The following is a 2,807-nucleotide window of genomic DNA, read 5'->3' on the forward strand; positions in this document are numbered from 1 at the left end:
AAATAAATTTTAAAAAGGACGAAAATGAAACTAGCCGAGGCGCTGATACTGCGCGCCGACATACAAAAACGTATCGAGCAGCTAAAATCAAGGCTTGCGGACAACGCGAAGGTGCAAGAGGGCGAGAAACCCAGCGAAGAGCCAAAGGCGCTGCTAGCAGAGCTAGACGCGCTTACGAGCGAGCTTGAGCGCCTGATAGTTCGGATAAATTTAACCAACTGCACCGCCAAAGCGGACGGCAAGAGCCTAACCGAGCTCATCGCCAAACGCGACGTACTCACGCTAAAAGCGGGCGCACTGCGGGCTTTCGCGCAAGCTTCCGCGCAAAAAGTGGATATTTATTCGCGCAGCGAGATTAAAATCCTAAGCACGGTTGACGTCGCGGCGCTGCAAAAGCAGGTGGACGAGCTAGCAAAGCAGATCAGACAGCTTGACACGACGCTGCAAGGCGCAAACTGGCAGACTGATCTGACCAACTAAATCGTCAAATTTAGCGGCGAAATTTGAAAGAATTTCGCGAAAAATAAAATTTCGGGTAAGTATCGCAAGAGGCGAGCATGAAAACCTTCCCTGCAACGGAATTAATAGCACTCGCGGAAACGGGCGCACCTCTTTTACGATTTATTTTCAGTAAATTTACAGGGGCAATGTGACTGCGCAATGTAACTACCTAATGCTGATCTAGCGATACCGAGGGCGGGAACGGGGAAATTTAAAACGAAATTTTGATTTTAACGGCACAGCTTGCTGGCTCGCGGCGAAATCTAGCGGCGATTTTGGCGGACTTGACGCTCAAATTTTGTGTTAAATTAAGGCGCGCTTGCTATTTTGTATTTTAACCGCGAGCGTCAAATTTTACAAAAATCATAAAATTTAGCCAAATTTAAAGGATGAAATTTTGAAATTTAAGACCCTTGCGCTAGCGGCTGTATTTTGCTTTGCGACGAGCGTAAATGCAGAGCTCGCGACAGAAGCGAATTCCATAAATTTTAAAGAAACGAGCGGCGCGGAACAAAATCTCGCGGACGCAAAAGACGCCAAATTTCAAAACGCGCATTCTAAAAATACAGATACCGTAGCGAGCAGTACAAACCCAAACTTATCGCAAAAAGCAACCCTCATCGACGAAGCGAAAAATTTCTACCGCGTGGACGAGCTGCTGTTTCGCAGCGCTCAGCTTGACGGAGGCGATGCCGCGAAACTGCATGAGCTTGGCATCAAAAGCATCGTAAATCTGCGTCATTTTAGTAGAGGCGGCGATAAAAGGGCGTTTGGGGATCAATTTTGGCTCGCGAACAAGCCGCTTCAAAGCTGGGAGATAAAGCCCGCACAGATCGCGGACGTTTTGCGCACCATTCGCGAGCGCCAAAAGGAGGGCGCCGTGCTCGTGCACTGCTATCACGGAGCCGATCGCACGGGGCTTGTGGTGGCGATGTACCGCGTGATCTATCAGGGCTGGAGCCTGGGCGCCGCACGCAGCGAGATGATAGACGGCGGATACGGCTTTCACTCGATGTGGCAGGATATCGCGGGCTTTTTGACGCCGCAAAACGAAGCGCTCGTAAGAGCCGAGCTTGGAATTTAGACGAAATTTCGCCCGCCCGATCAGACGGCGGCGAAATTTGTAAATTTAATAATGACAAAGTGCCGTTTATAACGAAATTTTAGAATACGAGCTACGTATATTTTCTGGAGCGAGGCTCGGGATACACCAAAATGGGGGCGAAAAACGAGCTGCAAAGGCGCGCGGAGTTTGAGCAAAAATTTGAGGCATGCAAGCAAAAGGCGCGGGAAATTTTAAATTTATAGGTATCGCTAAAATTTTACTCTTTGCGGCGAGCTAAATTTAAAACCGTAAATTTCTGTAAAAAACAAAGATATATCAAAATAGTAAAATTTAGGTCGTAAAATTTTACGCATTTTTCTACTTAAAATTATCATACTTTTTTCAAATATGCGCTCGCGCCGCCGCGTGCGTATCGCAAATCGGCTAAATTTAAAGAGCCGATTTGCGCTTGCGGCGACTGAGCGCGTAAAACGCCGCAAAATATCAGACAAAATATCCGTAAATTTAGCCGAAACGCAGTAAAATTTGAACGGCAAATTTAGCAAAAGGAGCGATCGTGGAAAATTTATTACTGGCGCAGCTGCGCGAGGCGCTACCGCAGGGCATGCGCGTACCGAGCGAGACCCAGGCGCTTTATGCGTGGATCGAGGCAAACGGCTTTTATGACGACGCGGGTGGGCGCAGACGCGGCTATCTCTACCCGCAGGATCGGCTACGGCAGAGCTGGAGCGACGATGAGCGCGAGGGCGGCACGGACATCGTCTTTTTCACGGATGATCCGAAAAATCGCGACGAGGAGCTAAGGTATTGGTTTTACGGCGAGGATCGCGAGCTTGCCGCGGAGATCAAGCAGCGGCTTTGCGTGTTCGCGGGCAGCGGCTCGGAGGGCTCGATGTGCGCGCTGTGGCTGGACGATGCGGGTGAGACGAAGATCGTGCACATGGGCTCGGGTTCGGGCTCGACGATGACCTGCGTTTTGGCTCATAGCGGGCTTGATTTTTTGCGATTGCTTGCGATCGGATACGATGAAATCTGCTGGGATGAGGATTTTGGCGCTCCGCCAAACAGCGAGGATGACGATTTTATCGTGCATCCAAACATGAAATTTCAGCAGTGGGTAACACAGACGTTTAAAACGACGATCCCGCAAACTGCGCTTGAGCTCGTCACACCCGCGCATCTAGACGACGAGAACCCGAGCGATGAGTTTTTGATCTGGGTAAATCGCGTCGCGGAGTGA

Annotated in this window: 3 protein-coding genes; all 3 read left to right on the top strand. The window is 49.8% G+C overall.

All coding sequences use genetic code 11. The features are described from left to right. Positions 1-24: 24 nt before the first annotated feature. Positions 25-480 carry a DIP1984 family protein gene (locus Q0144_RS02350; protein ID WP_298061367.1) on the top strand — a complete coding sequence of 152 codons (456 nt, stop codon included), beginning with the start codon at positions 25-27 and terminating at the stop codon, positions 478-480. 418 nt (positions 481-898) lie between these two features. Next, on the top strand, positions 899-1,585 hold the full coding sequence (locus tag Q0144_RS02355) for a tyrosine-protein phosphatase (protein WP_298061368.1): 687 nt from the start codon (positions 899-901) through the stop codon (positions 1,583-1,585). 538 nt (positions 1,586-2,123) lie between these two features. Next, entirely contained in the window at positions 2,124-2,807 is a 684-nt protein-coding gene (locus Q0144_RS02360) for an SMI1/KNR4 family protein (RefSeq protein ID WP_298061370.1), read from the top strand.

It is taken from the genome of uncultured Campylobacter sp. (assembly GCF_938045345.1).
Lineage (GTDB): Bacteria > Campylobacterota > Campylobacteria > Campylobacterales > Campylobacteraceae > Campylobacter_B.